17 protein-coding genes are annotated in these 24,707 nt (G+C 42.4%); 1 reads left to right on the top strand and 16 read right to left on the bottom strand.

What is annotated here, in order from left to right; translation table 11 throughout:
- Window positions 1-28 precede the first annotated feature (28 nt).
- From LJE09_RS03790 to LJE09_RS03775, 4 genes are all read right to left on the bottom strand, one after another.
- Window positions 29-1,447, bottom strand: a complete 1,419-nt coding sequence (locus LJE09_RS03790; RefSeq protein ID WP_119243290.1) for an LCP family protein — start codon at window positions 1,445-1,447, stop codon at window positions 29-31.
- A 17-nt stretch (window positions 1,448-1,464) separates the two neighbouring features.
- The gene (locus LJE09_RS03785; RefSeq protein WP_119243291.1) at window positions 1,465-2,868 is read right to left on the bottom strand and encodes an undecaprenyl-phosphate glucose phosphotransferase; all 1,404 of its coding nucleotides are present in this window, start codon (window positions 2,866-2,868) and stop codon (window positions 1,465-1,467) included.
- Between the two features lie 83 nt (window positions 2,869-2,951).
- Entirely contained in the window at window positions 2,952-3,908 is a 957-nt protein-coding gene (locus LJE09_RS03780) for a glycosyltransferase family 2 protein (RefSeq protein WP_055199725.1), read from the bottom strand.
- Window positions 3,890-5,797, bottom strand: a complete 1,908-nt coding sequence (locus LJE09_RS03775) for a glycosyltransferase family 2 protein (RefSeq protein WP_055199724.1) — start codon at window positions 5,795-5,797, stop codon at window positions 3,890-3,892. The genes LJE09_RS03780 and LJE09_RS03775 overlap by 19 nt, the downstream gene beginning before the upstream one ends.
- A gap of 177 nt (window positions 5,798-5,974) precedes the next feature.
- Between LJE09_RS03775 and LJE09_RS03770 the strand changes: the two genes are divergently transcribed.
- Window positions 5,975-7,255 carry a D-alanyl-D-alanine carboxypeptidase family protein gene (locus LJE09_RS03770; RefSeq protein ID WP_227310975.1) on the top strand — a complete coding sequence of 427 codons (1,281 nt, stop codon included), beginning with the start codon at window positions 5,975-5,977 and terminating at the stop codon, window positions 7,253-7,255.
- A gap of 106 nt (window positions 7,256-7,361) precedes the next feature.
- Here the strand turns inward: LJE09_RS03770 and LJE09_RS03765 are convergent, their stop codons facing one another.
- The 12 genes from LJE09_RS03765 to LJE09_RS03710 form a co-directional block, all read right to left on the bottom strand.
- Window positions 7,362-8,822: an ArnT family glycosyltransferase gene (locus LJE09_RS03765; protein ID WP_227310973.1), complete on the bottom strand. Its 1,461-nt coding sequence runs from the start codon at window positions 8,820-8,822 to the stop codon at window positions 7,362-7,364.
- Window positions 8,823-8,840: 18 nt separating this feature from the next.
- Window positions 8,841-11,285 (bottom strand): glycosyltransferase family 2 protein, encoded by a 2,445-nt coding sequence (locus LJE09_RS03760; protein ID WP_055199723.1) that lies wholly within the window; start codon window positions 11,283-11,285, stop codon window positions 8,841-8,843.
- Between the two features lies 1 nt (window position 11,286).
- Complete coding sequence (locus LJE09_RS03755; protein ID WP_082433139.1) at window positions 11,287-13,794, bottom strand: glycosyltransferase family 2 protein; 2,508 nt, start codon at window positions 13,792-13,794, stop codon at window positions 11,287-11,289.
- A 2-nt stretch (window positions 13,795-13,796) separates the two neighbouring features.
- Window positions 13,797-15,989: a class I SAM-dependent methyltransferase gene (locus LJE09_RS03750; RefSeq protein WP_008706113.1), complete on the bottom strand. Its 2,193-nt coding sequence runs from the start codon at window positions 15,987-15,989 to the stop codon at window positions 13,797-13,799.
- Between the two features lie 55 nt (window positions 15,990-16,044).
- Window positions 16,045-17,325, bottom strand: a complete 1,281-nt coding sequence (locus tag LJE09_RS03745; RefSeq protein ID WP_008706114.1) for an ABC transporter ATP-binding protein — start codon at window positions 17,323-17,325, stop codon at window positions 16,045-16,047.
- 111 nt (window positions 17,326-17,436) lie between these two features.
- A complete protein-coding gene (locus LJE09_RS03740) occupies window positions 17,437-18,252 on the bottom strand; it encodes an ABC transporter permease (RefSeq protein ID WP_008706116.1) in 816 nt (271 codons plus the stop codon).
- Window positions 18,253-18,264: 12 nt separating this feature from the next.
- On the bottom strand, window positions 18,265-18,819 hold the full coding sequence (gene rfbC, locus LJE09_RS03735) for a dTDP-4-dehydrorhamnose 3,5-epimerase (protein WP_008706119.1): 555 nt from the start codon (window positions 18,817-18,819) through the stop codon (window positions 18,265-18,267).
- Window positions 18,820-18,895: 76 nt separating this feature from the next.
- Window positions 18,896-20,197 (bottom strand): D-alanyl-D-alanine carboxypeptidase family protein, encoded by a 1,302-nt coding sequence (locus LJE09_RS03730; protein WP_020993492.1) that lies wholly within the window; start codon window positions 20,195-20,197, stop codon window positions 18,896-18,898.
- Between the two features lie 85 nt (window positions 20,198-20,282).
- Complete coding sequence (rffA, locus tag LJE09_RS03725; protein WP_055053014.1) at window positions 20,283-21,413, bottom strand: dTDP-4-amino-4,6-dideoxygalactose transaminase; 1,131 nt, start codon at window positions 21,411-21,413, stop codon at window positions 20,283-20,285.
- A complete protein-coding gene (locus LJE09_RS03720; RefSeq protein ID WP_020993493.1) occupies window positions 21,406-22,704 on the bottom strand; it encodes an ATP-grasp domain-containing protein in 1,299 nt (432 codons plus the stop codon). The genes rffA and LJE09_RS03720 overlap by 8 nt, the downstream gene beginning before the upstream one ends.
- A complete protein-coding gene (locus tag LJE09_RS03715; RefSeq protein ID WP_008706125.1) occupies window positions 22,701-23,663 on the bottom strand; it encodes a hypothetical protein in 963 nt (320 codons plus the stop codon). The genes LJE09_RS03720 and LJE09_RS03715 overlap by 4 nt, the downstream gene beginning before the upstream one ends.
- On the bottom strand, window positions 23,663-24,598 hold the full coding sequence (locus tag LJE09_RS03710; RefSeq protein WP_008706126.1) for a glycosyltransferase family 2 protein: 936 nt from the start codon (window positions 24,596-24,598) through the stop codon (window positions 23,663-23,665). Before LJE09_RS03710 ends, LJE09_RS03715 begins: the two co-directional genes overlap by 1 nt.
- Window positions 24,599-24,707 lie beyond the last annotated feature (109 nt).

Genomic DNA, 24,707 nt, shown 5'->3' with positions numbered 1-24,707 from the left:
TTATTTATATTTTTATAGCAGTTCCCTCTTACTGTTCTTCAGAACTTGCTCCAGAATCATCGCTGAATCCATCGTCGCCGCCGGTCTCATCTCCACCGGTGTCATCGCCGCCGTCGTAGTCTCCACCACCAGTGTCACTGCCGGTGTCATCGCCGCCATTATCATAACTGCCGTCATCACCACTGTTATCATAATCGCCACCGCCGCCATAATCTCCGCCGCCATTATCATAACCTCCATCATAACCACCGTTATCATAATCATTGTCATAATCATAATCGCCGCTGTTATCCGTACTGCCGGAGGTATTATCGCCGGACCATACAAAAGTGTCATTTGCATTTGTGGTATCAGTGTCCTGTGTCGTAGTCTTGGCTGCATCATCCAGCTTACTTTCTCCGCCGACGATCTCAAGTATCTTATTACTGCGGGCCACTACCTCAGAAGACGGAGTATAATCCTGATCATCATACAGGAACTTGTGAAGTTCAACTACATTGTTCTCAAGATCAGTAGGAACAATAATACTTCCCTTGATATTGGAGAATTTAAACTTCTGCGGGAATCCCGTACTGTCTGTAAATTTATATCCGATCAGAGTCGGAATAAGTCCCAGAATATCCTGCTTTGAAAGAGATGTTGTAACCATCGGGAATACATCATCCATAATCTTAAAGATAGAAGAAAGACCTGCTATCTTCGCCTTATCAAAGAGCATTCCAAGTACTCGTCTCTGACGCTCTGTACGTCCCATATCCAGACTTGCAGTATAACGGATACGGCAATAGGATGTCGCCTGTACGCCGTTCAGATGATAAGTTCCTACAATTGCTTCCTGATCTTCCGGCTTTGGCTCCGGTTTCTCGAGCGGAGTGTAGTCTTTTCCTGTCAGCTTGGATGTTTCCACGCAATAGTTATTCATATGTTCAATTTCCGCATAAGATAACGGAATATCAAGACCGCCAAGATCATCTATCACTTCTACAAGTGCGGAAAAATCAGCCGTCGCATAATCGGAAATATCCAGATCCAGGTTTGTATTTAACATGGTGATCGCCTGTTCCGGACCACCCAGCGCATAGGCTGCATTTGCCTTCGTATAGGTATCATCTCCAACATTGAGAAGTGTATCTCTGTATACGGAAACCATACGCACTTCTTTTGTATCGTTGTTTACACTCACAATGATCATGGTATCACTGTTCTGTGCAGAATACTGGGAGCCTTCCCCTCTGGTATCAATACCAAACAGCACATAGGTCTTGTATCCTGTCATCTTTGGTGCTTCCTGGTTTACGACTATTTTTTCCTTTTTCAGTTCCGGCTGCTCGATCTTATCCAGCCTGGAAGAAATCTGTCCATACACATACAGCCCGCCAATAAACAGCAGCAGTACAATGATCTCAAGCACAAACAGTACTTTTTTCTTTTTTCCTGGTTTAGCCATGACTTTTTCCCCTTATCTTAATATGCATTTTTGTTTATAAATCCCTTGAAAAATGTAAGGAATATAATCTTGATATCCAGCCCTATGCTCCAGTTTTCAATGTAATAAAGGTCATATTCGATTCTTTTTCTTATGGATGTGTCTCCGCGGTAACCATTCACCTGAGCCCAGCCGGTAAGTCCCGGGCGAACCTGATGTTTCACCATATATCTCGGGATTTCTTCTCTGAATTTCTCTACAAAAAACGGCCGCTCCGGTCGTGGTCCCACAAGGCTCATGTTACCCTTCAGTATGTTGAAAAGCTGTGGCAGTTCATCAATACTGGTGTGACGCATAAACTTTCCGATGGGTGTTACTCTTGGGTCATTCTTTACTGTCCATGCCTTCTTCTCTTCCGATTCCGGCTGTACTTCCATGGAACGGAACTTATACATCCGAAAAGTCTGGTTATGAAGTCCAACCCTCTCCTGTTTATAGATCAGTGGTCCCGGTGATGTCAGCTTAATGATAGCACACATTAACAGCATCAGCGGTGAGGTTACTATGATTCCAACAATAGACCCTGCAATGTCCATCGCCCGCTTGACCAGTGCATTGAATGTATTGTTCAACGGTACATAACGGATATTGATAACCGGAAGTCCCAGTATATCTTCTGTGTATGGTTTTGTCGGAATGATCTTATTATAATCCGGGATAAACTTGGTGTGTACTCCAGATTTTTCACACAGTGCTACAATCTCTTCCAGGCGGTAATATTCACTTAAGCCCAGAGTGATCGCTATTTCATCCAGCCGGTTCTCCGGAAGTATTATATTCAGATTGGCAATCCTTCCAAGAACTTTGATTCCCTTGTACTCTGTTCCTGCCGGAACATTGTCATCCAGTATTCCGCGGATCACATATCCCCACTGAGGATTGGCAAGAACTCTGTCAATGTATTCCTCTGCTGCGCGGCTGTATCCCACACAGATCATCTGTTTCTGATTCAGTCCCCTCTCTCTCATATCTCTCAGAAGAGCGAAAATCAACATTCGGGCACACCACTGAAGCACAATATTGATTACATAAAACATAATATAAGTAGAACGGGAAAAATCGCTCTCATCTATCATGTAAAATGTAAACATCAGAATAAGGAGCCCAAGCGAGTTGGCCTTTACAATATTAGCCAATACAAGCCGACGCCCCTGCATCCGCATGGGAGTATACAATGTGAAAGCCTGATACAACAACAGATAAACCGGTACAATAAAAACCAGCATCAGCATATACTGCTGAAAGCTTCTGGTTCTGACTGCTGTTGCTGCCATAGGACCAACAAAACGGATCAGCCATGCCAGAAAATATGACAGTACCAGTACAATTGCATCAATGATCATATGGAGACGACTGAAATTCTTTTCATTGTCCTTTAGCAATCTTTTGTCACCTCATTTTTTTATCGTTTCTATATTATAATAGTTGTTTTATAAAAGCAATAAAAATTTATCTTTCTTTCTTATCATCCGCACAAACGCCTGAAGATATTCACCCACAATTCAACTTGAATCCCAAAATAGTTTGACAGATTTTGAAATTTAAAAGGTATTTTATGATTTTTTTTGCTGATCTGGAATCCATTCTTAATTCCCGCAATATACTCTCTTCCGAATCCTTTCAGCGTAAAAAACAGAATTTTGATTCCAAATCCTGCAACAAGAAACGGAAGATTGATAATAATCTGTAACACCGGCATATTTTTGTATATCAGATAAATATTATTTCTGGAAGAATACCGGATCTTGAACTGATTATATCTGGATCCGCTGGTACCGCTTCCCACATGGTATACCATGGCATCAGGTGCATACCAGTTTTCATATCCGTAGATCCTGGCCCGGTATCCCACGTCCATGTCCTCCAGATATGCAAAATGTTCTTCGTCAAAATATCCCAGCTCATCAAAGATCTTCTTTCTGTAAATAGCAGCTCCTGCACAGGAAGCAAAAATCTTCTCTTCCTTTTCATAGGTATGGATATTTTTCCCCTTACCTCTTGCATAAGCCCATCCAAGCGCGCAGTAATAGTTTCCTGCATCATCCAGCCTGTCCCTGTCATGAAACTGAATCATTCTGGCAGCACAGGAGAAAGCTTTGGGATGCCTTTTGATGGCTGACAGCATTTCTTCTATAAAATTCTCCGTTACTTCAATATCATTGTTTAAAAGCAGTACATAAGGTGAACGTGATGCTCTGATCCCTTCATTGACCGCTTTACAGAATCCGAAATTCTCCGGCAGTTCGATCAGATGGACCCATGGATACCTTGCAGCAACAAAAGCGCAGCTTCCGTCATTGGATCCATTATCCACAAGAATTACATCAAAATTGCTTACAGTCTGACACTCCAGACCTGCAAGTACGCCATCCAGATAAGCCATCCCATTAAAATTCGGAATGATCACTGATACTTCCTGCATGATTTCCTCCCTGTCTTCTCTTTTTTCTGTCCTGCTTCTGTCTCCATTCCCGGGATTGGCTTCAGAGAATAATTCCATTTGGTAAGAGACAGGTTTTTGTTATAACAGGGATCTCCGTTTTTGAGAATGTCTATCCAGTGACATCGCATATATTCAATCTCCGTCTGAAAACGGCGCACTTTCTCCTTGCTGTCTTCAGCTCCTCTGGTCTTTGATTCCATATGATAAAGCTTCGCATAGGGATCATATACGATCAGATAGCCGTTTTTTCTTACTTTCAGGCAAAGATCCACATCATTAAATGCCACAGCCAGTTCTTCTGTAAATCCTCCTGCCTGCTCAAAAACCTCTTTCTTCATCAACAGACAGGCGGCAGTCACTGCACTCATATCCTGAAGAAGGGATGCCTTATGCAGATAGCCGGTATGGTCCGCAGGCATATCTACGAACATATGCCCCGCAATACCGCCCATTCCGATCACACATCCTGCATGCTGGATTGTATTATCCGGATAAATGAGCTTTGCTCCGACACCGCCCACTTCCGGACGCTGACACACTCCAAGCATTTCTTCCAGCCAGTCCGGATTGATGGATTTTACATCATTATTCAGGAAAAGCAGATATTCTCCCTTTGCATGTGCCGCAGCAAAGTTATTGATGGCAGAATAATTAAATTCTTTTCCCCATCTCAAAAGATGGATCTTCCGGTTTCCGGAAAGCTCTTTATAATATCGGAAAATCTCATCAGTGGTACTGTTATTCTCCACGATTATGATTTCAAAATTCTGATAACCGGTATTCTTCTCCAGCATTTCCAGACAGGTCTGAAGAGTCTCTTTCTCGTCTTTGTTTGGTATGATAACAGACACCAGAGGTTTTCCCTGCACCGGATATTTCACCCGGTAAAAGCCCAGATCCTGTGTATGGCTTACCTCGCCTTCTGTACCTGTTCTCTCAAGATGAGCTTCTATTGCTCTCTTGCCGGCTTCAAATGCGTACATTTTACTGGCAGGATTATCTGCAGTGGAGGCTTTGTGTGTTCTCCAGTGATACAGGATTTCCGGAACATGTAAAACCTCTCCGGCATTCTCCGTACAGCGGAAGATAAAATCGTAATCCTGAGCTCCGTCGAATTCTTTTCGGAAACCTCCGGCCTTTTCTACAATACTCTTTCGCACTACAAAAAAGTGGCAGATATAATTATTGGAACGCAGGAGATCCAGATTAAAATCCGGTTTCAGATGTGGCTGAAAATGCTCGTCCAGTTCTGTTGTAACCTTATCCTCGTCTGTATAAAGCGCATCTGCCTGCGGATGATCCTGCAGTATTTTCACGATCTCATATAATGCATTGGGTGCCAGCAGGTCATCATGGTCAAGAAGCCCCACAAATTCACCTTTTGTCATTGCAAACGCGCGGTTTGTGTTCTCTGCAATGCCAAGGTTCTCTTTGAGATTGCAGAATCTTACCCGGGAATCTCCGGCTGAATATTCTGCCAGTACTTTCTGCATCTCCTCATTGTCAGGACTTGCATTTACGATACACAGCTCCCAGTTTGAATAAGTCTGAACGATCAGTGATTCTATCATCTGTCTCAAAAATTCTACAGGTGTCTGATAAGCCGGAACTGCAATGCTGATCAGCGGTGAATAATCAAATTTCTGTTTCCTCTGTGTTTCCAGTGTTTCCTCCGTCGGAATGTAAGCCCGGTACCATGGACCATATGGTACTTCTTCCGGTTCAAAACGTTCATGCAGCCTGATCCAGAATTCCTTTAGTCCATAATGCTTCATGTAGCGGAACCCTTTCCGGATCGTATAGGGGGAAAGCTTCCTGAACATTTTCGTCCACTGGATTTTTCCTCCTGCAGATGGTTTTTTACTCATATGATAACCTCGATTTTTACTATGATTTTTTATTTTAACATTGTATGATATTTTTTGCAAGAAAGGAGAGAAATGTGTTATACTGTTATTGTTTTTATGTTATCGTTTTTATGTAACTGTTCACATACAATGAACAGTTACTTTTCAACATTTTTATGTACAGGAGTATTATATACCATGATGATAAAGAAAAAAAGAATCACTGCAGCCCTGCTGGCTCTGGGACTTGGTGCTGTCACCATGTTTTCACAGTTTCCGGTATCTGCTGCTGAAGAAACAGCTCAGAATACAGACGCCGCCGCACAGACAGCAGATCCGTCTGTCGTAGTCACCAACGGTATCGACGGATGGCCCCAGGCTTCCGATATTTCGTCTGCCGCAGCAATTGTAATGGAAACTTCCACTAACACAGTCCTGTATTCCAAAAATGCAGATCAGCCCCTTTACCCTGCAAGCGCAGTCAAGATCATGACCTGCCTGGTTGCTCTTGAGAACAGCAGTCTGGATGAACAGGTAACCATGACTGCAACCGGTGTTTCCGGTGTTACTGACGGAGGAGCCAATATTTCCTCACAGTTAGATGAGGTTTTCACCATGGAACAATGTTTATATGCCATCATGGTTGCCTCTGCCAATGATATCGCACTGCAGGTAGCTGAACATGTGGGAGGTTCTGTGGATGCTTTTGTACAGATAATGAATACCCGGGCACAGGAACTTGGCTGCACCAATACTGTCTTTACCAATCCTACCGGTCTTCCTGATGAGAACCAGCATATCACCGCCCATGATATGGCTCTGATCATGGAAGCAGCTATGGCAAATGACACTTTCCGCACTATTGCAGCAACTACTTCCTATACACTTCCGGCAACAAATGTTTCCGGCGGTGAACGTGTACTTACAAACAATTTTACCATGATAAACAGCACCAGCGACGGTTATTATAAACCCTGTATCGGCGGTAAGGAAGGGTACACAGAAGCTTCCGGAAGTACCCTGGTATGTGAAGCTTCCAAAAATAACATGAAGCTGGTATGCATTGTATTAAATGGCGCATCCGGTGTTACCGATGATGAAGCGATCGCGCTTCTCAATTATGGTTTTGACAATTTTGCACCCCTTACCATCGCAGACGATGATTTTAACCGTCTTTCCGGTGGTACAGTCATTGCACCAAACGGTGCCACAGAAGATAATCTGACCACAGAAGATACTTCTTCTGACGGACAGATCACACGCCAGTATTACTTTGGAGGAACTCCTGTAGGAACTGCGATTCTGGAAGACGCAGAGCAGCAGACAAATGATGCCGCAGTAACCGGTCAGAAGAATATGGAGGCAGCACAGGCATATTCTGCTTCCCATACAACTGCTCCTTATTATATCATCGGGGCGATCGGGGCAGCATTCCTGCTGTTTTTCCTGTTCCTGATGATCAAAGTGATCAAATCCTGAAGTCTACTTCTGAATACCAGACAGTAACCATTTCTTTGATAGATAAAATAGATAAATTTAAGGGACTTCCGCAAGAGCTTTTCATGCGGCAGTCCCTTTATTTCTTTTAAGGCAAGATTAAAAATGCCCAGCAGGCAAATGGCGAAATCACCAGCAGTACAGTCAGTACTCTGTATATCAAACTCCGCACCTTTTCATTTTTCACTGTTTTTGTCAGAATATTATTCCAGCCCAGCGTAACAAAGTACATCAGAGGATATAACGCAGGCATAAGATATCTTCCCTGTGGCTGATTATCACTGTAATAAACATAATACAGAAACAGAAATACCGGAATCATAATCAGAAATACCATCATCAAATGGAAAATACCTTCTTTATTCCACTCTCGGGATATCACCTTTGTTTTGATCTTCCATCTGTCATTTCCAACTGCTTTCCGCTGTGCAACATACATTTTTTTTCTCAGATCAAATGTCTCTTTTACAAAAAATACACTGATGATTCCAACAGCAAAGAACAGCATATACAGTTTGCTGACCGTATATGGCATATAAATTTCCATCTGTCCAAAAGTACCGATGAAACTTACACACACTGTCAGAATCCAGTTATGATACCAGCCGGGATCCTGATAAAGGATAATATCTTTCCAGTTCCATCCCAGCTTTGCAGGCGTCGGATACAGTGAAGGTCTGTAATCCTTCTGAGCATATTTTTCCGCACATTCCGCACAGGATTTCCTTCCCAGGAAATCTCCGTTATACAAAACTGCGTTACGGATGAACCACCAGCCGCAGAGAACTAAAGTAACTGCTGCGATCACTGCTCCTCTGCTGAAAAGGAAACGAACTCTCTGTGAAAAAGCTTCTTCTCTGCAGAGTAATACCGTAAAACAGAAGAAGAAAAAACTGCAGAGTATCCAACCGTATGCATTATAATAAGACAATGCACATACGGCCATTCCCACTGCAAGGAGTATACAGTTTTTCCATGTCCAGTCTTCTCTCAGATAAGAGGCCCATGCATACAGAATCATGGCTGCTGCCAGCAGTGCCAGTGAGTCTGTATTCACATAAGTTCCCACAAAGATTGCCTGCGGCATAAATCCTGCCAGTGCTGCAAACAGCCATCTAACTTCTCTGGAATATTTTTCTTTCGGAAACAGTTTGCCCGAAGCTTTTACAACAAAATACACTGCACCTGTGACAAACAGTACATCTGCCATACGTGCAATTTTGAACATGGAGTATCCCGGATCTGCAAAAAGCCGGGATATTCTCATAAATAATGCAGACACCATATAAGATACAACCGGATAATATGCATAGGAAATTCCCCACACTTTATTCCTGACAGCCGGATCATCTCCCCCCGGAAGAGCTCCATGATGTTTATAAATGTAATCTGCAACATAATATCTCATCTGTTCATCCGGCCCTGAATTAAAAGGCTGTGTCATCGCCCAGGTTGTCAGCAGGATAAACGCCAGAAATACAAAAATGAAAATTTCTGTTTTTTCATTGATCTCTTTCTTTTTCTTTAACATATCTTCTTTCACATTCATTTTATAGCAATTTCATCTTCAGATTCTTTTCAGAGAAAAGTCCTGGCTCTTCAGAGTGAGATTGGGGTTATAATAAGGATCTCCGTTCTCCAGGATCTCCGGCCATTTTTTCTCAAAGGTGGCAATTTCTTTGTTAAATCGTGCCACTTTTTCCGGAGTATCCTCAAGGCCTCTGGATTTGGATTCATAATGGTATAATTCCGCATATGGATTATACACGATCAGATATTCCGCCTTTCTCAGCTTCATGCAGAAATCAATATCATTAAATGCAACAGCCAGTTCCTCTGAAAGTCCTCCCACTGCATCAAATGCAGATTTCTTCACCATCATGCAGGCAGCTGTAACCGCACTGTAATCCTGTGCACAGATAATTCTGTGACAATATCCGGTGGTACCTCTCTTCTGCTGGACAAAACAGTGTCCTGCAATTCCGCCAAAACCGATCACAACACCTGCATGCTGGATCGTATCATCCTCATAATAAAGTCTTGCACCCACTGCGCCTACATCTTTACGCATGCAATAACCCAGGAGTTCTTCCAGACAGTCCGGATTAATGATCTCTGTATCATTGTTAAGCAGAAGCAGATACTCACCCTTTGCAAAAGATGCACCATAATTATTAATGGCAGAATAGTTAAAGACTCCGTCCCAGTATACCATGCGAACCTTCGGATTCTCTGCCTCCAGTTTTTTGTAATATTCAAAAGTAGCAGAATCTGTACTGTTATTCTCTACAATAATGTACTCATAATTTTTGTACGTAGATTTCTGTTCAATGGATTCCATACATCTCTTCAGATCATCAATATGGTCTTTATTCGGAATAATAATAGAAATCAGCGGATCATGATCTCTGATAAACTTCGTTCTGTACAGCCCCAGATATTCACCCTTAAAAACCTCTGCGTGGATTCCTGTTCTCTCATAGTGAGCCTGTACTGCACGTCTTCCGGCTTCAAAGGCATAAAGCTTGCTCTCGGGATTCTCTGCTGTGGAGTCCTCATGGCAACGCCAGTGATACAGGATTTTTGGAATATGACAGATTTCTTCATCCTTTACTGCTTCCACACAGCGTAACACAAAATCATAATCCTGTGCACCGTCAAACTCACTTCGCAGCCCGCCAACTTTTTCAATTACTTTTCGTGATACCACAAACAGATGGCAGATATAATTGACCGTACACAGCAAATCCGGATTATAGTCCGGTTTAAAATGCGGCTGAAAGAATTTATGTCCATCCATAGACATCTTATCTTCATCTGTGTAGATCACCAGTGTCTGCGGTTTCTCATTTATTGCTTTCACACATTCAAATAATGCATTCGGCGTCAGCTCATCATCATGGTCTGCAAAGGCAATGAAATCACCTGTTGCAATTTCAATGGCACTGTTGGTATTCTCTGAAATCTGAAGCGACTCCTCATGAGAAACGTATTTAATTCTGTTATCCTTCGCTGTCAGTTCTTTTAACAATTCCGTCAGTGGTGACTGTGCGCCGCTTCCGTCAGAGAAACAAAGTTCCCAGTTTGAATAAGTCTGTTCCTGAAATGATTCTGTCAGTCTTCTGAGATATTTCTCCGGTGTCTTATACAGCGGTACTACAAAAGAAATCTTGGGTCTGTATCCAAAGGATGTTTTCTTCTGTTTCTCCAGTTCGTTCCTGTCCGGCAGATGATGTCTGATCCATTTCTGATAGGATGGCGGTCCCTGACGTACATTTTTAACCTTTGTCACTACCTTCTCAGCAAGAGCCGCCGCACCCTGAGATTTCCAGTAGCGGATTCCTTTTTCTACATATTTGTCTAATTTCTTTGCCAGAATATCAGCTTTTCTCAGAGGAACCACATGTACAGTTTTCTTCTCGCCTGCATAAAACACTACATACAGGCATTTTCCCGAAACGTTGGTGATCTCAGAGAAGAATCCTGTCTTTCCCGGATCCTGTGCTTCTTCAAACAGCTGGTTGACATCCACCCTGTCTGTTCTCTGGATTTCAGCGGCAACCGGCTTTTTATCCGCATCAAAGATACGGACAGTCACAGGCTTCGGTGCAATGGCCCACCCTCTGATCCGTACAGTTCCCTGTTCTGCACTCTCTTCTTCAAAATATACCTGCGGTTTATCTCTTTTTTTATCCAGTTCACCGGCAGTGATGGAAAACCAGACATGTTTTTTATCCGAAAACTTCTCATAGATCACAAGCTTATGATACCCCTCCAGATTTTCCGGTATCTGAACAGTTGCCGTAATCTGTATTCCCTGCATTTTCTCCGGATCTTTAAAACGTTCCAGTGCACTTACATTTTCATTTTCTTTCACAGACACCTTCAGTTTGTGCTGATCCAGATATGCCTCCATCACCGCATCTTTCGGCCAGTGTCCCTGCACAATATACTGTGTCCTGTCTGATAAATGAAATCTTTCTCTTACTACTTCAAATATTTCCTTAGGCATGTTAATCTCCGTTCTTCTCCTGTTTTCTCAGAGAACAGTCTGTGTTGTTTAATGTCAGATTGGGGTTATAATAAGGATCTCCTTTCAGGAGCTCTCTTTCCCATTTTCTCCGGAAACAGTTTACTTCTCTGGAAAAACGCAGCTGTTTCTCCGGTGTATCTTCCATTCCTCTGGATTTGGATTCATAATGATACAGTTCTGCATACGGTGTGAATACAATTTTCACTCCATATTTTCTCACTTTCATACAGAGATCAATATCATTAAATGCAACCTTCAGCTCCTCGTCAAATCCTCCGACTGCTTTAAAAACAGAAGTCTTTACCATCATGCAGGCGGCAGTGACTGCACTTATCTCCTGCACACAGCGCAGACGTCCCATATATCCTTCCGCATCCCGGGGAAGTTTACATAATACATGGGCAGCAACTCCACCAAGACCAACTACCACTCCTGCATGTTGAATGGTGTCATCCGGATAATACAGTTTCGCACCGGCCATTCCCACGTCTTTTTGCTGACAAAGCTGAAGCATTTCTTCAAGCCAGTTCTCTGTAATGATTTCCACATCATTGTTAAGAAACAGCAGATATTCTCCCTGCGCCTCTCTTACTGCAAAGTTATTGATCGCAGAATAATTGAATTCTTTTTTCCATGTAAGGATCCTTACATTTGGGTATCTGTTTTTCAGTGTCTCATAGTATACAAAGGTTTCTTTTTCCACACTGTTGTTCTCAACAATAATGATCTCGTAATTCTTCCATGTTGTCTTCTCTTCTATGGATGAAATACACAGTTCCAGATCATTAATGTGATCTTTACTTGGAATGATCACAGAAATCATCGGTTCGCCGGAAATAGTCAGATGGCTTCTGTACCATCCCTTCTTGTCTGCAAGTTCCGCTGTTGCAGAAACCTCCGCCCTGCGGTAATGCTCCTCCAGTGCCTTTCTGCCTGCTTCCCAGTTTTTCTTCTCCTGTTCTTCTGTGATCAGGTTCTCTGCTTTCATGGAATGACAGAGGATCTTTGGAATATGCACAATATTCTCTGCCTGCTCACTGCATCTTAAGAGCATATCATAATCCTGTGCACCATCATATTCCGGATCAAACTTTCCGGCCTGTTCCAGAATTTCCTTCCGGATTGCCCAGAACTGTCCGATATAATTATTTTCCCTTAATCTGAACAGATTGAAATCCGGCTTGAATTCCGGCTCAGAATAATGTTTTCCGTCTGCGCTGATCTCATCTTCATCTGTATAGATCATATCCGCTTTTTTCTCTGTGATCGCTTTGACCATCTGAAAAAGTGCATCAGGTTCAGGTATGATCTCCTGACCGGCAAACAGAACATACTCTCCCATTGCAAGTTTCAGAGATGCATTAAGATTTCCCGAAATGCCGTTGTTTTCCGTAACCTTCTTGTAGGAAAGGCGGATCTCTTTTTTATATTTTTTCCGCAGAAACTCTCCTGTTTCCTCTCCCTCACATGCATCTGCAAGACACAGCTGCCAGTTACCATAGGTCTGTTCTGTATAAGCATCGATCACACTTTTTAACCTTTGTTCATCTGTATCCGTCACCACCATCACAATACTGATCAGCGGTGAATAAGAAAAAACAGCATTTCTCTGTCTTTTTAATTCCTTTCGGAATGCGACATGATCTTTCAGCCAGTCTTCATAATCCTGATCTCCGTCCTTAAGCTGGGAATTTCTCACATAACGGATAAATCTTCCAATACCGTTTTTCTTTATATATTCCTGATTCTTCTGCCTGTTCTTCAGAGACAGCAGTTTCATCTGCTGATACAGTCCGGTATTTTCCCGTTTTATTTTTTTTACATTTACAGTATAAATTTTCTGTACATCTTTTCCCCTGAAACAGATGCAGATATTCTGATCGTTTGTATTCTCCAGATTGACAGTAATACTGAATCCCAGATTTCTTTTCTCTTCTTCGGAAATCCCCTTTGCCTCTTCCACGTCCGGACGTCTTTGTCTGGTGATCGTACATTCCAGAACCTTCCCATCTGTACCCTGTACAAATATCTCATCCGGCTCCAGCTGGTTTACAACCCAGCCTCTGACTGTCAGGATACTCTCCTGTGTGATCTGTTCCTCATCAATATGATATTCAATAAGACTTTCCTCACAAAAGTCCTTCACTTCTGCAGCTGTGGCTTCCCAGATGATTTCTTTTTCATCTCCTGCTCTCAGCGCAAGCTGCAGTTTCTCATGTTCTTCTGCAAGTTTTATAATTTCCGGTATCTTTACTGTGAATCCGACATTTCCCACTTCTTTTATATCTTTTGTTTCTTTTAAATCTTTGGCAACATCCGCTCTTTCACAACGCGAAGGTTCAGGAACGAAGAGTTCCTTTCCCGAGCCATAAAGAATGAAATCACATTCTGACTGATTTCTGGTTATCGCCCATCCGGTAATGGCCAGAGTATGATCTTCTTTGTCACTGTATATTTTTTTATCTACACTCCAAAGTATATTTCCCATAACTAAACCCTTTTGATGGCACGATACACTTTCCATGCCTTACTGCCTTCCACCTGATCGACCAGAGCTTTCTTCTGCGCAAGCTCCTGACTCATCTGCTCCATTGCCCTTTTCTGCTCTGCATATACTTTCCAGAATTTCTTTTCTGTGGTTTTCCGGTCCAGGATCTCCATCTCAATCTTTATGGACTTTCTGTTCTCAGGAACAGAATCTACTATGATCTGCGGATCGTCACCGCCGAAATAGAATTCTCCGGAGGACACTTCACAGCCATCTGTGTGAAACTTTACCTGACTTTCATCTTCCCATGTCAGCTTTACAATTTTAAGTCCCTTGGACATTTCGCCCGGATCAAGGCGAAGCATTGTGGTATTCTCCGGAAGTTCAAACTCCGTCTGAATTTTCCCGTTTCTGAACAGATATCTCACAGAATCAGCCTCATTAAAGCTCTTTCCGTTATCCCAGAAAATCTGAAGCATTTCCAGAGATTCCTGTTTCTTTTCTCTGTAATAATCTTCTACTTCCACCCGGCCCGGAGAGATCTGGGCATACATATTTCTCATTGCTGTATGCTCACCCAGAATATACTGCTGGAAATTATGTTCCATCTCCACATAAACTTCTATATCTTCAGGCAGGATTCCTGCTTTCTCATAGAAATCCCGTTCTTTAAGTATTCCTCGTTTGTCATTCAGTTCCAGATAATAAAAGATCATCCTGTAAACCAGGAACTGTGAAGGTACAGGAAATGCAAAGGTCCACTCATAGTCGATCACAGATACTTTATTCTCAGAGAGGATAATATTTGCAGGAACAAAATCAATATTGGATATTTCTGTACATTTCAGATCAGAACGCAGGTTTACATTTCCAAATACCCTTACAAATTCCGGTGTTTTCTCAAAGGGTTTCTTCTCATGAATATTCTTTACTTTCTGTATATAAGAGAAGAATAATTTCTCCAGTTCCTCTGTTCTGCCTTCTTCCAGAAGATGATCCAGCTTATCTTCCAGGGTGATACCTGTCAGATATTCCAGCTGCGCACAGTCACCTTTGATCCGGCAGCGGTTTACTTCAATTTCCTCTTCTTTATACATTCCGGTCAGTTCTTCGCAGATAGTTCCCAGATTCCGTACATGAGCTGCCGCTTTCTTCTGCGACGGTACTTTCTTCACAGTCAGCTGCCCATCTGCTGCTTCACTGATTTCCGTATAAATGGAGAGCTTCTGATCTCTCTCATTGGAAAACTTCACATAAACCGGTGCTGTCTGTGGCTGTTCTTTTCCGATCACAAGAAGAAAGGAATTGGCAAACTGCGGGTAAAGATCATTGCTCAAAAGTGTATTATACACCTGAGATTCCTGAAACAGATCCAGACGGAGTCTGTCAAAATTGTAGTCCCTCATATGCAGCTCTCCGCTTGCAGGGAGATGTCTGTCTGAATGAATAGTCATTGGAAATTTGTAATCCGGATATGGATAATACCAGTCGGCTTTTAAGTTTCCTGCTTCCTCCAAAATTCCATTAAATTCTTTTCTTGAAAAAGTTTTAACCCCTTTTGTTTTGGGGTATCCCTGGATTCCTTCGAATAAAGTTCCAAAATGGTCCTCTGTACATCCGGCCCAGTATTTCAGTCCCAGTCTGTTCTCAATGGCCAGAATGATCTTTCCATCCGGCTTCAGATGCTTTGATATGATCCTGAGAAAGTCCACATAGGGATTCTCACTCCGGATATAGGATTCTCCATACTCAAATACACCGATCAAAGTAATATAGTCGTATTTCTCAGTAAGGTTTTTCTCGATCTCCTGAAAGTTTCCCACAAGGATCTTAAGATTATCCTGATCCTGATGTCTGTATGCATTGATCTTACTTCTTTTCATAGAAAGCTCGATGCAGGTAACTTCCTTCGCCCTTTCACAGAGAGCTCCTGTCACAGCACCACATCCGGAACCAATCTCCAGAACCTTCTCTTCTCCTGTAAAGGGAATCCAGCTCAGAATATTCTCCCTGATATGAGAAAAATGATAAAGAATTGGCCAGCTCTTTCTCTCACTGATCACTCTGTTAAATTCTTCCGGTGCAAAATCTCTGGAAATTGCAAGCATTTCATCCTCTATCGCACCATCACTGTATAGATCTTTTCCCGGATAGCACGTGGTATCCAGAATTACTTTCCCGATTTTTTCTTCCATATATAGTCCTCGCGCTGATTATTTTTTCGCACTGATATTTGTCATCATAACATTCTCAGACCTGTTCTTCGCACCGTACTTCCACCTTTGAATCCATATCATAGAATCCAACTGTATTTTTACTGGAAATAACTGTTATGTTACATGCGTCATAAAGTCTGTGGAATACCGTAAAATCTCCGTTTTTATACCCTGTACATCCAAATGACAGGAGATACTCACCGCCCTGAAGGTTCATGTTCTGTGTAAATGTTACAGTACATATATCCCCTTTTCCGGAGTGTTCTATCTTTGCATTTTCATACATGGTATTGGTACCTGTGATTTCCGTACCCTGAATATTTTTAAATGTGTATGCCATGATCGGCTCCTGAATCTCTTCATTAAACCGGACTTTCATACGAATTTTGAAGCAGCTTCCCTTTTCAACAGTATTGGAACATCTTCCTTTATCATCAATGACTCTGAAATCTGTGATCTCAGCAATACGGCTTCCATATTCCAGCATATTGGGATTTACCTGAAAATCTCCCAGTCCTTCACTGTCCTCTGCCACAATCTGCTCTGTACCGTCAGATTCATTCTGTTTTACAGGATTCTGTCCTACCAGAAGCTGTTTGTACAGGTCAACCATCTGCTTTGGTGAACCTTCATCCATCTTTACCCCTTTGTTCAGAAGAATAACTCTGTCACAATACTTGGAAACGCTTCCAAGATCATGACTTACAAACAGGATCGTCTTTCCCTGTTTCTTAAATTCCTCAAACTTGTGATAACATTTTGCCTGAAAGAACACGTCGCCCACAGACAACGCCTCATCTACCACCAGGATCTCCGGATCAATATTGATCGCAACAGCAAAAGCCAGACGCACGAACATACCGCTGGAATAAGTCTTTACAGGCTGGTGGATAAAGTCTCCAATGTCCGCAAATTCCAGAATATCATTCAGTCTGGCATCAATCTCTTCTTTTGAAAAACCGATCATGGTTCCATTCAGGTATACATTCTCAAGACCTGAATATTCCATGTTAAATCCGGCTCCCAGTTCCAGCAGCGCGGAAATTCGTCCGTCTACCTTTACTTCCCCTGCTGTGGGAGTCAGGACACCGGTGATGATCTTTAAGATCGTGGATTTACCGGAACCGTTGGTTCCGATAATTCCCACGCATTCTCCTTCATAAATATCAAAATTTACATCATGAAGTGCATAATGCTCTTTATAAAGTTTCTTTCTGGTAAGCCCCAGCGCTTCTTTCAGTCTGTCCGAAGGCTTATCATATAATTTATACATTTTGGTGAGATCCTTCACCTGAATTACTTTCTTGTTCTCCACGTGATTTCCTTTCTGTTATGTTCCTGTGTTTTTCATCTTCTTCTGACTTATTTCACGCTTACCAGTACAGCGAAAATTAAGTTTCTGCTATATTAATATTCGCTGTACTAGTTACAGTACATCTGCAAAATGAATGCGCAGACGTTTAAATACCCAGCTTCCGAACAGGAAACACAGAATTGTAAATATCCAGAAATAGACCGTCCATCCTGCATGTTCCCAAAACCAGGTTTTCATCAGGAATGTATCTCTGTATCCGGAAACAATATAATACATCGGATTCAGTTTCAGGATCTTCATGATCACAGGATGTCCCATCAGAGGTGAAGCCTCAACGATCCACATGATCGGAGTCAGCCAGACTCCTACCTGAAGCACAATGTTGATGATCTGGGTCAGATCTCTGAAAAAAATAACGATTGCACTTGTGGCATAGGATAAGCCCAATACCAGAATGAACACACATACACTGTAATAAATAATCTGCAGATAATAGAAATCAGGAAATTTCCCATACGCTGCATACAGGATGATCGTAAACAACACAAAGAATGCATGCACAAACATAGCAGAAATGATCTTGACTACCGGAAGCACACTGATATTAAAAACGACTTTTTTTACCAGATAATTGTATTCCAGCAGAGAATTTGTCCCCCCTATCAGCGCATCCTGGAAAAAGAACCATGGAACAATACCTGCTACCAGATAAAGAACAAAAGGAACTCCCAGATCCCCTGTTCCGGAACGAAAACCTACAGAGAATACAAACCAGTATACCAGGATCGTGATCACAGGCTGGATAAACGCCCACACAATTCCCAGATAAGAACCTGCATATCTTGTTTTGAAATCATTCTTTGCAAGCTTTGCAACAAGCCGTCTGTTCTTATAAATATCCATCGGTAAAGAAAAAATTGTATTCAATCGCTCATTCTCCTATTTACGGTACTCTTTAAAGCTTCCCCATTTGGTATCTTTGTCAGAAAAGCTTAATTCCATTCCTTCCGGAATCGGCCATTCAACTCCGATATCCGGATCGTTCCAGATCAGGCCGCCCTCATCATTTGGATGATAGAAATCAGAGCATTTGTAAACAAATTCCGCATGCTCGGAAAGTACAAGAAAACCATGTGCAAATCCTTTCGGAATGAAGAACTGTTTCTTGTTTTCAGCAGAAAGTACGACTCCAAACCATTTTCCATATGTTTCTGAGCCTTCACGAAGATCTACCGCCACATCAAATACCTCACCATTTACAACACGTACCAGTTTATCCTGTGGGTAATTGATCTGGAAATGAAGTCCGCGAAGTACACCCTTATGTGAGCTTGACTGATTATCCTGTACAAATTCGACATCAATTCCTGCTTCTTTGAAATCATTGTAATTGTAGGTTTCCATGAAATATCCTCTGGCATCTCCGAAAACTGTAGGTTCTACCACTTTTAATCCCTTAATTCCACCACATTCTGTAACTTTGATTTTTCCCATTTTATTTTCCTCTTTTCTTTAGCTTTCTCTGTGTTTCTGTTATATCTGTTCGCATAAATCCACATGATATGCAGACTTAGCCATAATATCTTTTTTCCTTTTTTGCAAGTGCAATGCTCAGAATGATAATAAGAAGAAGCATTGCCGCTCCTATGATCAGAAGTATTTTTCGCAGTTCCGGCATCCCCGCAGAAGTTTTTTCTTCTCCGACAGTATCTGCTTTCTCATTTTGATCCGCCTGATCCGTATTTCCTCCGGATGTATCAGAAAGGGCATCCACTGCAGGTTCCGGTGTAGGTGTAGCTTCCGGAACTTCAACGCTTCCCAAAAGATAATCATTATAATAGTAATCATCTACTGTATTTCCATTCTGTGAATTCTCCTGAACAGTCAGGTTATCCACAGTCACTCCGTTTGGAACTGATACTTCTCCACCATTTACCTGTGCTTTTGTGAAATTTTGATAACCATAGTTGAACAGTGCTGTGGAATCCGTACTGGCAACTGCAAGGTCTGCCGCCTTCATTGTCACTGTAATATAGGTAGTTCCATTCTTCCCTGCTGCTGTCACAAGAGTGTTTCCGGCCTCACTGGTATATCCTGTCTTGCCGCCAATACAGCCATCATAATGATAACTGCTCTCCGGGGCAAGCATCGGATGATGCGTATGCAGTACCCTTGGCTCACTGTTCATGTTCGTAGGTTTGATCGTATAATCTGTAGCACCGATGATCCTGCGGAATTTTTTATTCTTCAGACCTTCCCGCATGATCAACGCCATGTCATGTGCAGTAGAATAGTGATCAGGATCCGGAAGACCACTGGCGTTTACAAAATGTGTATTCGTGCATCCGATCTGTGCCGCACGTTCATTCATCATATCTACAAAGTGCTGCTCTGTGCCGCCTACATGTTCTGCAATCTGGGCTGCGACCTCGTTTGCAGAGCGGATCACAAGTGCATAAAGGCATGCTCTCATGCTCATCACTTCTCCCACCTGCATTCCAATATTGCCGGAATCCCAACTGATATCACGTGTTCCTGTTTCCGTAAAGACAACATCTTCTTTCAGGGAACAGTTCTCCACCGCCAGAAGCAGTGTCATGATTTTGGTAATACTTGCCGGATAACGGATTTCATCTCCGCCCTTGCTGTACAGAAGAGTTCCGCTGTCTGCATCCATCAGTACCCCTGTCTCAGATGTGATCTCAGGACCTGCAGGCCAGCCTGAAATCTCATTAGTTGAAATGGATACGGGTGTAACCTCTGAAACAGCAGCCTGCGCAGTTCCTTCCGCAGCAGTGCAGATCTGAACAGCAGTCATTGCAATGACTCCCACAGCCATAACAACCTTTAATAAATATTTCCATTTTTTCATAATATTTCCTCTTAATATATGTCTCTGTTTTCCGTCCGATGTACCGACAGGTTGATTCCTGAAACAAACTTGCGGCACACGATTATCAGAATCCGTCAAAAGAAGCTATGGTATCTGTGATATACTTCACATCCTCCATATCCAGATTATAAAACATCGGCAGTCTCAACAGACGTTCACTTTCCTTTGTAGTATAAACATCTTCCCCTGAAAATCTTCCAAATTTCTGTCCCGCAGGTGCAGAATGAAGAGGCACGTAATGAAATACGCTGCAGATTCCTTTTTCCCGAAGGTAAGCAATCAGCCGGGTTCTTACCTGTATATCACGCACCTTGATATAATACATATGGGCATTGTGGCTGCATTCCTCCGGCACATAAGGCTGTTCGATCTTACCTTCCTGTGCAAGATGAGCCAGATTTTTATGATAATAATTGTATATCTCCATTCTTTTGGCAAAAATCTGATCTCTTGCTTCCAGCTGTGCATAAAGATATGCTGCATTCAGTTCACTTGGAAGATAGGAAGAACCATAATCTATCCAGCGGTACTTGTCAACCTGTCCGCGGAAAAACTTACTTCTGTCAGTTCCCTTTTCTCTCAGGATCTCTGCCTTCTCCAGATATTCATCCCTGTTAAAAAGGATTGCACCGCCCTCTCCCATAGTATAGTTCTTTGTCTCATGGAAACTGTAACACCCAAAATCTCCAATGGTACCAAGAGCTTTTCCCTTATAACAGGCATCTACTCCCTGCGCAGCGTCTTCAACAACCTTCAGATTGTATTTTTTTGCAATCTCCATAATGGTATCCATCTCACAGGCAACCCCTGCATAGTGGACCGGGACGATCACTTTTGTTTTCTCAGTCACTGCCGCCTCGATCAGTTTCTCATCAATATTCATTGTATCCGGTCTGATATCAACAAATACAATCTTTGCTCCCTTTAACACAAAGGCATCTGCGGTTGAAACAAATGTATAGGACGGCATGATCACCTCATCACCGGGCTTAATGTCGCAAAGATGGGCTGCCATCTCCAGAGCATGGGTACAGGATGTGGTAAGCATTACATGATTTACATGAAATTTATCCATCATCCACCGAGAACATCTTTTCGTATATTCTCCATCCCCACAGAGCATTCCTCTCTGTACCGCATCACGTATGTAATCAAATTCCCTGCCTGTAAAAGCAGGTCTGTTAAAATCAATCATCTGTTTTCTTTTCCTTCTCGTATTCCGGTATCTTATTTCTGTAGGCAACTTCTCTTCCCTCCGGATCCCGGATACTCATCTCACTGAAAAATTTCTCAGTCTCCATCTCCAGCTGCCTGCGGTTTTCTGTTTCTATATAATACAATGCAAGATATGGATTCGGCCCATATTCTATCACATGTTCGCCTTCTTTATAAAAAATCCAGGGTTTTACAACGCATTTTTCTTTTGCAAGCTCACAGGCTGCCGTCTGATCTGCAATCTGAAGCTGTCGTCCCTGAAAATACAGTACAGCCCCATATTTTACCGGATGATAAATATCATGACGGTCAAACATCTCCTTTATCCGGTCTTTTTCATAAAGATAATCCAGCAGCAGTTCCTCTGTCTGAAATCCATAAACCATATCTGTCAGCTCATGTTCATATCCAAAGAAACGTCCTGCAATCTCACATACCTGAATGCCCCTGCCAGGTTTCCAGAAAAACTGCATGGATAATGCACCTTCCGTCTGTCCGGTATAGCGGATATAATTCTGCAGAATATCTGTGGCACTTTTTTCGACCTCCGCCAGGAAACGGGATGGATAAACATTTCGTGTGCTGAGCGGAAGCATTCCCTCTTCCATTTCCGTTTTCTCACGATCTGCAATACTGATCACATTGACTTTCCCATCCATTACCCATGTCATCATGTTAAACTCATAACCGTCATTGTATTCCTCAACCAGAATTTCCTGACAGTCCGTATATTCCGCTGTCTGCAGGGCTTTTTTTCTGACTTCATCTGAATGATGAATAATAAAGATTCCTCTTGAACCATATTTATCCAGAGGTTTACTGATCAGAGGATACTGCAGATTTGCAATACTCTGTTGTATTTCTTCTTCTGATCCCTGTTTCAGCAGTTCCACAGATATTTTCCGAAATCCCGGTGCCGGCAGTCCAAGCTTGTCCAGAACATCCCGGCATGCCGATTTATCCCTGTACCAGGAAAGCTGTTCCGGTTTCAGATAACAGGGCAGTCCTGCTTTGTCTGCAATTTTAACCATACACTCCAGGAGCAGATCTGAAAATGATGTGATGATCCCGTCCACACCTTCTTCCCTGCACATCAGGGCAATAGCATCTACATCTGTTACAGGAATGGTATAAGCCTTATCTGCATACGTTCTGGCAATACCATCTGCATATCCGTCGCACACAACAGTCTCATAACCTTTCTCTTTTGCTTTCTTTACCAGCTCTGTAAATTCTCCGAGCGTTCCCAGAATCAACACTTTATGTTTCATATCCGTTCCTCACATTCTCTGACAACCGAAGCCATATATTTCATATCCTCCACGCTGTAACGCTGATCGCAGGGCAACGGAAGAATATTGGCAGCCCAGGTATATTCCAGACTTTTTGTCTCAGAGTTCTCAATTATATTTTTCCAGTAAGTCGGCACAAATATCTTCTTTTCGGCAAGATATCTGCGAAGTTTCATTCCATCAGCGTGGAAATACGGATATGCAAAAGGTCCCTCCGGCACAGTCTGATTAAATATACTTTCCGATGGAAGCAGTTCTCCGAGAATCCGGTAGTTTTCTTCCCTTTTTTTCTTTGCTCTGTCATAATCCACAGCTTTCAGAAGATTCTGTGTAAGCTTTGACATCTGCCGAAGCTCCATCCCGTCATATTTTGCCGCATTTTCCAGCATATCTTTGTAGTAGGTTCCGGCATTATGCTCATAACGCCCCAGAATATGTTTCATACGCTCTGCAGAATAATCGACAGTCTTATTTTCTGTCAGGCTGGTATCTGTTGACAGATATGCGCCATCGCTGACACCCCAGAATTTTCTGCAGGAATACAGTGTATCTATCCCTTTTAATGGTTTCTGAAAAAATGCATGGGTATGGTCCACTATGATGTTTCCGTAAATCTTTTTATACTCTGATATCCGGGAATCAGACAGCTGACCATAGTAATTAACCAGATAAAGATATTCCCCTTCCGGAAGCTGTTCTTTCGGATACAGAACTTCCAGTTTCTCATTCAGATGATAAAATTCTGTCTCTATCTGATTTTCCTGACAGGTATGCACCACTGATCCACACAGAAAATACGGTAATAGGATTTTCCTGCACCTGCGGCTCTTCAAAAGCCACAGCAGTGCGGTTCTTCCAAGATTGACCCTGTACAGGTCAGGATAATATTCCTCTCCCGGCATCTCTTCCAGCTGAAAATATCCGCCAATTTCCTTCATTATTCGTCCGTATCCTCCCGACGTATTACATAATGGGGCATTTTTTTTGCCTCATTAAGAATATTCATTAAATAGATTCCCATAATTCCGATCGATAACAAAATCAGTCCAAAAAACGCCAGCATAACCAGCATCAGCGAAGTCCAGCCCTGCACAGATATGCCCAGTGTAAAATATCTTACCAGATAACAGACCGACAGAACTACACTTATCAGGAAACTGACAATTCCGATATTTCTCACCAGCAGAAGGGGAAATGCAGTATGTGTCGTGATATCATAAATCAGATCTTTCAGCAGTCTCTTAAAGGAATAACCGCTTTTTCCGTAAGCTCTGTCTGCATGCTGAACCGGAACATTAATAATACGGTTAGAACTCCTGATCAGAAGGTTTCCAATCTGTGGAAGATATGTATTTGTTTTTACCATGGCATCCACAAGGAATCTGCGGATCAGCCTGTAACTGGTGATCTGAAGATCCGGATCTTTTCCCAGCATCTTTGAAGTTGCCCATACAGAAAATTTCGTTCCCAGTTTGCGTATCGGACCATGCTTTCTTCCTTCATAGCTTGCAATGATAACATCCACATCCGGTCTCTCCTGCATGGTTCTGACCATCTTCGGAAGTTCCTCCGGCTGATGCTGAAGGTCATCATCCATTGTTACCACAAACTCTCCTTTTACATGTGCAAATCCGCACAGAAGTGCCGGATGCTGTCCGAAGTTACGGGCCATCTGTATGATCCGTACCCTGTGATCCTTTTCTCTGAGTTCCGTCATGATCTCATAAGATCTGTCCTTTGATCCGTCATCTACCAGGATCAGTTCAAAGTCTTCTTTAAGAGTTTCCCGGAATACTTTCTCCAAACGGGTATATAGTTCTCCCAGTGTATGTTCAGAATTATATACAGGAACAACCACTGAATATAAGCTCATATGCTTTTCCTTTCTCTTTTCATCTTTTTGCAATCATTTTTATCATATCATTTTCAACATTTCTTTTCAAGATTCCTGCTGCACAAACCTTGACTTCCCTGCTTTTTTA

The sequence above is a fragment of the Blautia sp. DFI.3.45 genome (assembly GCF_020593505.1).
Taxonomy (GTDB): Bacteria; Bacillota; Clostridia; order Lachnospirales; family Lachnospiraceae; genus Blautia_A; species Blautia_A wexlerae.
This window is presented reverse-complemented; position numbering and strand designations above follow the sequence as displayed.